Source organism: Acidobacteriota bacterium (genome assembly GCA_030774055.1).
In the GTDB taxonomy this organism is placed as follows: domain Bacteria; phylum Acidobacteriota; class Terriglobia; order Terriglobales; family Acidobacteriaceae; genus JACPNR01.
The window spans coordinates 1-7,273 of record JALYLW010000048.1 but is presented as its reverse complement, the minus strand read 5'-3'; the positions used below and the strand labels follow the sequence as shown (position 1 = coordinate 7,273).

6 protein-coding genes are annotated in these 7,273 nt (G+C 64.9%); 2 read left to right on the top strand and 4 right to left on the bottom strand.

Annotated elements, in window-relative coordinates:
- Positions 1-8: 8 nt before the first annotated feature.
- The 3 genes from infB to M3P27_03945 all read right to left on the bottom strand — a co-directional run bounded on the left by infB (position 9) and on the right by M3P27_03945 (position 5,298).
- Complete coding sequence (gene infB, locus M3P27_03955) at positions 9-2,918, bottom strand: translation initiation factor IF-2 (protein ID MDP9267463.1); 2,910 nt, start codon at positions 2,916-2,918, stop codon at positions 9-11.
- A 126-nt stretch (positions 2,919-3,044) separates the two neighbouring features.
- Positions 3,045-4,694: a transcription termination factor NusA gene (gene nusA, locus M3P27_03950; protein MDP9267462.1), complete on the bottom strand. Its 1,650-nt coding sequence runs from the start codon at positions 4,692-4,694 to the stop codon at positions 3,045-3,047.
- Between the two features lie 58 nt (positions 4,695-4,752).
- A complete protein-coding gene (locus M3P27_03945) occupies positions 4,753-5,298 on the bottom strand; it encodes a ribosome maturation factor RimP (protein MDP9267461.1) in 546 nt (181 codons plus the stop codon).
- A 402-nt stretch (positions 5,299-5,700) separates the two neighbouring features.
- On the opposite strand from M3P27_03945, the gene M3P27_03940 reads away from it, so the two are divergent.
- Positions 5,701-6,042 (top strand): hypothetical protein, encoded by a 342-nt coding sequence (locus M3P27_03940; GenBank protein MDP9267460.1) that lies wholly within the window; start codon positions 5,701-5,703, stop codon positions 6,040-6,042.
- An 11-nt stretch (positions 6,043-6,053) separates the two neighbouring features.
- Positions 6,054-6,668, top strand: a complete 615-nt coding sequence (locus tag M3P27_03935; protein ID MDP9267459.1) for a PilZ domain-containing protein — start codon at positions 6,054-6,056, stop codon at positions 6,666-6,668.
- A 133-nt stretch (positions 6,669-6,801) separates the two neighbouring features.
- On the opposite strand, the gene M3P27_03930 is transcribed toward M3P27_03935, so the two are convergent.
- A partial coding sequence (locus tag M3P27_03930) for a PilZ domain-containing protein (protein MDP9267458.1) occupies positions 6,802-7,273 on the bottom strand: 472 nt, incomplete at its 5' end.

The window sequence follows — 7,273 nt, the reverse complement described above, 5'->3', positions numbered from 1 at the left end:
AAACCGCGTTAAGCCGAGGTCAACTCCGCCGCCACCTTTTCCGTGACGAACGCCTCGATCACGTCGCCCTTCTTGATGTCGCCGTAGTTCGCAATGGAGATGCCACACTCCATCCCGTTACGCACTTCACTCACGTCGTCTTTGAAGCGGCGCAGCGAACCGACCTTACCCTTGAACACGACCACGTTATCGCGCAGCAAGCGCACGTCGTTGTTCTGCTTGATGGTGCCGTCCGAGACCTGGCAGCCCGCCACCGCCCCGACCTTCGGGATGCGGAACACTTCCTTCACGTCGGCACGGCCCATATAGGTTTCTTTGACGATGGGTTCCAGCAGGCCGAGCATGGCTTTCTTCATCTCATCCTGCAGCTCGTAGATGATCGAGTGCAGCCGGATGTCAACCTGCTCCTGCTCCGCGAGTTCCTGCGCCTTGCGTTCGGGACGCACGTTGAACCCGATGATGATGGCGTTCGAAGCCGACGCCAGCAGCACGTCCGTCTCCGTGATCGCGCCCACGCCGGTGTGCAGCACTTTAATCTTCACCTGTTCATTGGAAAGTTTGTTCAGTGTGTCGCTCAACACTTCCACCGAGCCCTGCACGTCGGCCTTCAGGATGAGCGGCAGGTCTTTCATGCCCGCGTTCTTGATCTGTTCCGCCAGGCCTTCCAGCGACACGCGGCTCGATTTCGACAGCTGCGCCTCGCGCGTCTTCTGTTCGCGATAGCCGGCAATGCCCTTTGCCTTGTCGCGGTCGGCGACCACCACGAGCTGATCGCCCGCCTGCGGCAAGCCTTCAAGACCTATCACTTCAGCCGGTGATGACGGCGGCGCCTCGTCGATCGCGTTGCCGAGATCGTCAAACATGGCACGGACTTTGCCGAACGTGTTGCCCACCACGAACTGGTCTCCGGTGCGCAGCGTGCCGTTCTGTACCAGCACCGTCGCCACCGCGCCGCGTCCGCGATCGAGCTTGGCTTCGAGCACGGTGCCGTTCGCCGGACGATCCGGCGCCGCCTTCAACCCCTGCACGTCCGCGACCAGGCAGATCATTTCTAACAGCAGGTTCAGGTTCGTCTTCTGTTTCGCCGAGACGTCCACGAACACGGTCGTCCCGCCCCAATCCTCCGGCACCAGGCCGCGGTCGGCGAGCTGCTTCTTCACTCGCTCCGGCATCGCGTCTGGCTTGTCGATCTTGTTGACCGCGACGATCAAGGGAACCTTCGCCGCCTGCGCGTGGTCGATGGCCTCGATGGTCTGCGGCATCACACCGTCGTCCGCCGCGACCACGAGAACAACGATGTCGGTGACTTTTGCGCCGCGCGCGCGCATGCGCGTGAACGCTTCATGGCCCGGAGTATCGATGAACGTGATCTCGCGCCCATTTGCAGGCGATGCTTTGTCGGCGACCTTCACTTTGTACGCGCCGATGTGCTGCGTGATGCCGCCGGCTTCGCCTGCGGCCACGCTCGCCTGCCGGATGGAATCGAGCAGCGTCGTCTTACCATGGTCCACGTGGCCCATGATGGTAACGATGGGCGGACGCGCGGCGCCGCCGCCTTCGCCCACGATCTCTTCCGCACCCGACTCCACCGCGTCTTTCGCGGCCTGTTCTTCGAACGTGCTCACGTTGGTGTCAGCGCCGAACTGCCGTGCCATCTCGCTCGCCAATCCCGCATCGAGCGATTGATTGATGGAGGCGAAGACGCCGCGCGCCAGCAAACGCGCGATCACGTCTTTCGCGCGCACATCCAGCTTCTCGGCCAGATCCTTTACGCTGATGCCTTCAGTGATCTCGATGGTGCGCGTGATGGGCAACGGCTCGCTCGAGAGCGAGAGCCGTGGTGGCGGCACGAAGCCCTTCATCGGGCCTTCCTTCACCCCGCGCGGAACGTAGCGCTGTCCCGGCCGGCGTGATGGTCCGCCCGGACGTCCCGCCGGCCTTCCCGCCGGCGGCGCCATCGGTCCGCCCGGACCGACGCCGATCGGGCGCACGCCCGTCGGTGAAGTGCGTGTGGGATGCAAGCGACGCTCGCCCGGCTTGAGCGGCGGGCGCGAGCCCGGCGCTCCTGGCCGCGGCCGCTGGAATATCGGCTGCCCCGGCACGGGACGTCCCGGCGCGGGGCGTCCCTGTCCCTGTCCCTGCATCGTCGTGGGGCGCTGCGCGATGGGCTGCCCCGGACGCGGCGCCGCTGGCCCGCCCGGCATGCCCGGGCGCGGTGTTGCCGGCGCCAGATACACCGGACGCGGTCCCGTCTGCGGCGTGATCAAACGCCTCGCCGGCGGCTGGTTTGAAGGCGGTGCGGCCGCGCCGCCCGCTGGCCCAGCTCCGGTTGAAGATGCGTGCGGCGCAGCCGATGGCGCCTGCGGTGCCGTCGTCGCAGACGACGACTGCGGTGCGGCCGCCTGCGGCGCGTGCTGTGTCGCCGGAGCGCTGAGCGTGGCAGGAGAAACGGGCGTGGCGCCGGGAACCTTGGGCGCGACAGGATGCGGCGATGCCTGCGATGCCGGCACCACCGTCGCTCCCGGCGGCGTAGCCGACTTGATCGCTGGCGGCGGCTCCGGCTTTTGCGGAGTCACGGCGGGCTTCTGCGCGGCGGTCGCGGAGGCCGCTGTCGCCGGCTTTACCGGCGCGGCCTTCGACTGGATGGCTTTGAGAACGTCTCCCGGCTTGGAGATCTTCGAGAGGTCGAACTTTGGCTTCAACTCGTCGGCACTGGCCGCGGGCTTGTGCGCGCCGCGCGTTTCCTTCGACGGAGCTCCTGACTTGGCGAAGTGCTTGCGCACCTTCTCCGCATCGTCCGCTTCGAGAGAACTGGAGTGCGTCTTCTTCTCGACTACCCCCACTTCATCGAGGACGTCGAGGATCGCCTTGCTCTTTACTTCCAGCTCTCGTGCCAGGTCATTGATTCGAATCTTCATTCCGTCTTGTCTGTCCTTCGGACGCGGGCTTTCCGCCGCACGTCCTGCTCTCGCCGCTAAGTCTTCATATCGACCTCACGGGAATTCTTCCGACTGAGTCCTAAGCCACTGACGCCTGCCTACTAACTACTTTTCCTCGGGCTCCACTGTCTCTTCCGGCGCCGGAGTTTCGTCGCCGTGACTATGGACTTCCGCCACATCGGCCGGCGGAGCGTTCTCCACCCCCGCGATGGCGTCGGCTTCGAGCGCCTGTCCGGTGGCAGCAGCCTCTTCATGCTCCGAGGCCTCGGGCTTCACTCCGGCAACGTCTGTCGTCGGCGCGGCATCAAGCCCGCCCGACAACGTGGTGTCCAGCGCGGCCGCAGCTTCACTGGCAACATCGGCGCCGGCTTCCGCCACCGCTTCGACCTCGGCGCCTTCGACCGCAACCTCCGCCGTGGCCGCTTCGCCTTCGGCCGTAGCCGTAGCTTCGCCTTCCGCTACTGGCGGCGCAGCTTCGCCGGACTCCAGGCTGGCAAAGTAGTTATTTACCGCCAAGCTGATCTTTTCCACCGTCTTAGGACCGATACCCGGGATCTCTTCGAGCTGTTCCGGCGTCATGTCGGCGAGCGATTCCACCGTGCTTATGCCCGCCACGGCCAGCTTGTCGATCAGGCTCTCGCCCAGCTCGGTCACGTTCGAGAGTGGCGTCGAAGTCCCCACCAGCGCAGCCATCTGCTGCTCCACTTCCTGGCGCTTCTCTTCTTCGCTCTTGATGTCGATCTTCCATCCCAGCAGCTTCGCCGCCAGGCGCACGTTCTGGCCCTTCTTGCCGATGGCCAGCGACAACTGGGAGTCGTCAACGATCACTTCCAGATGCTTGTCGGCGGAATCCACGATGGAGACACGGCTCACCTTGGCCGGCTGCAACGCCTTCTCCGCGAACGTGACCGCATCCTCGTGATACTCGATGATGTCGATCTTCTCGCCGCGCAGCTCGCGGATGATCGACTGCACGCGCATCCCCTTCATGCCCACGCACGCGCCCACCGAATCCACATCTTTGTCTTTGGACATCACCGCGATCTTGGTGCGCTCGCCCGCCTCACGTGCGATGGCGCGGATCACGACCGTGCCGTCGTAGATCTCCGGCACTTCCGTCTGGAACAGGTTCTGCACCAGCTCCGGCGCGGCGCGCGATACCACCACCGCCGGGCCCTTCGCGTTCTTCTCCACGCGCATCAGCACCACGCGCACGCGCTCGCCCACCGCGAACGACTCCAGGCGCGACTGCTCTTTGCGCGGCATGCGGGCTTCGGCCTTGCCGATATCGAAGATCACGTCCGGACCTTCCACCCGCTTCACCGTGGCATTGATCACTTCGTTCGCGCGCCCGCTGTACTCGTTGAATACCGTCTCGCGCTCGGCCTCGCGCACCTTCTGGAAGATGACCTGCTTGGCCAGCTGTGCCGCGATGCGGCCCAGCACGTCCGTGGCTTTGTAGAAACGCACTTCGCCGCCCACTTCCGCGTTGGGGTCGACTTTCTTCGCGTCCGCCAGCGTGATCTGCAGGTTGGCATCCTCGATCTGCTCAGACCCATCCACGATCGCCTTCACCGCGAAGGCGCGGATCTGGCCGCTCTCCTTGTCGAGTTCGGCGCGCAGATTCTCCTGCGACTTGTAGTACTTCCGCGTCGCGACCACGATCGCATCTTCGACCGCGCCCACCACGATCGCGGGATCGATCCCCTTTTCGCGGCTCAGCAACTCGATCTGTTGGTACAGGGCACTCGCCATGATTGCTCTCTAAGAAATGCTCTCTAAAAAATTGTCGTTCCGGGCCCGCCCCAGCGGGCTAAGGAATCTGCTTCGAGATCTCCGGCACCAGGTTCGCCCGCTCCACGTTCGCCAGCTCCACCTGCAACTTCCGCTCCGCCGGCGCCGGCTTGTTCTTCTTCTTCGCCGGAGTAACGTCGAGCGTCAACCGCCCGCCATCCACCGTTTCCAATCTGCCTTCCCAGTGGCGGTCGTGCTCCACCGGCTCGCGCGTCATCAGCTTCACGCGGCTTCCGGTAAAGCGCGCAAAATCCGCCGCCGTGCTCAGCTTCCGGTCCAGCCCCGGCGACGAGACTTCCAGCAAGTACGTGCTGCCCGGGACTACATCCTCGACGTCGAGGATGGTGCTCACTTCCCGGCTCAGTGACGCGCAATCCTCGTGCGTCACGCAGTATTCCGGCTCGGCCCCATGGTGCTCCGCCGCTCCTGCTTTCTCGATGAAGATGCGCAGCAGCCGGCCACCCTTGCCCGCGCCGCCGCGAAACTCCACCTCCGCGACCTCTAATCCCAGGTCCTTCGCGACCCGTTCAGCGATGGCGCGGACTTTGTCGATCTCCAATGCCATGGCAAAAACAGGGCAAACACAGGTCAAAATAAAAGTGGGCTTGCGCCCACTGGTGTCCTCCGCCAGCTTCCCCGCCTGGATTACTTCTCACTACACACACAGCGCGGGTGGGTACAGCCACTACAAAAAGCCGCTTACAAAAACTAAGTATACGCTTCTATTCTCAAGCTGACAAATTGCGCCAAACGGCCGGGGGAAGCCCTCCCCGGCCCGCTAAACGCCTCAAAACCCTAGGCCTAACGTCCCTGTCCTATCGGACATGTCCTCCCCGTCCACTTAGCCAGCGTCCGGCTGGGCCTGCCGTTATCTTTCCCCTTGTCGCGTTATGACCTACTCTCGACACCGTCGGATTGCCCCCCAGCGCATAGGGCTCCCGCACCGGCCCCGAAAGGACTTAGGCTCATGAAACCTCTATACCCGCGCCTATCACTCGCTCCGCCGCCGCGGCGGCCCTTGCAACTCACCATCCGCTTCCGTCAGCTCGATTCCGATACCTGGCAAGTCGGCCGCGTGGAAACCGGTTCCGACGGAAAGCTGGTCTTCCTCTCCGACCTTCCACTCGAGATCGGGACCCTGCTCGAGCTCGCGCTGCCAGCAGCCGTGCTGGCGCAATTTGGCATCCCACTACATAACACTTACGCGCGCGTGGTCGAGCGTGTGCTCGAGCGCTGGCCCGAGCTCAGCACCGCCATCACCGCGCGCATCCTCGCCGAGCCGGCACAGCAGATGTCGGGTGCGGCGTGAGGCACCTGGCCATGGCGCATACTGACGAAGCCCGAAGCTCTCCCGCTGAGCGCCGCTATCCGCGCGTCCGCGTGGCCTTTCCGGTGGAGTTGCGCAGCGGAGTGCTGATCGCTCTCGGGACCACGGAAGACCTCAGCCTCGGCGGCATGCGCGTCACCAGCCCGGTGCGTCTCGACCACGAGCTTTGGGTCCGCTTCAACCTGCCCAGCGGACACTCCGTCCGCACGCGCGGCGGGATCGTCTACCGCCAGGCGGACGGCCGCATCGGCCTCAGCTTCGGCGCGCTCGGCACCGCCGACCAAGTGGCGCTTACCGGCACCCTCGGCACGCTGCTCGGATACACCCGGCGCGGCAATCGCAAAGCGAATCGCGTTCACCTCACCGTGCGTCCCGTCGGCAGCGTGGACACCGAGGCCGAGATGGCGGAAACCATCTTTACCAGCCCGCATGGCGGCCTGCTCGTGTCGCGCGCGCATTGGAAGCTACTCGACCGCGTCCTGATCAGCCGGCCCGAGCGGCAGAAGCAAGCGAACGCCCGCATCGTCTATCGCCGCAACGCCGGCCCCGGCGGCCTCGCCGAGTTCGGCTTCTCTTTCGAAGGCACCAATACCTTCTGGGAAGGCTGAACTCGACCGTGTGGAGGCGACCCCGCCCCCCATCTCGCCCATTGAAAAGGGTGAGCGCGGAGCGAGGTCCCGGCGGACGAGCAGAGCGCGAGGGCGGAGCAGCCTTACCGTGAAGCCCTCGAAGGAAAGACTACTAGCTGTCCAACCTCGCCAGCGCCTTCTGATGGGCGGAAATGAGCGCGCGCAGCGCTTCCGCTTCTTCGGTGAGCGATTCGCGCTTGATCTCACTGCTCACCAGCGCGATCGCGTTCTCGATGCGCGCCAGGCGCTCGACCATCGCTTGTACATCCACCGGATCGGCGACCGCGCTCACGTCGGGGCGCGATGCCATCACCTCGGCGAAGATGGCCGACAGCAGTTGCGCGGAGGCAAGGTCGTCCATCTCGGAGAACTGTATGCCGATGCGGCTGCCGCTCGCCGAGCGCACCGTGCCGAGCAGTTCGAACGTCTCTTTGGACGCGGGCAGCGTGAAGCGCACCCGCGTCGCCACGCCCACCGTGGCCGGCACCTCGACGAAGAATCCCAGGCCGCTAGCCGAGAGGTCAGCTGCCTTGCCGCTCTGTTCCTGCTGCTCCGGATCCCAGTATGCGACCGGGAATTCGAGC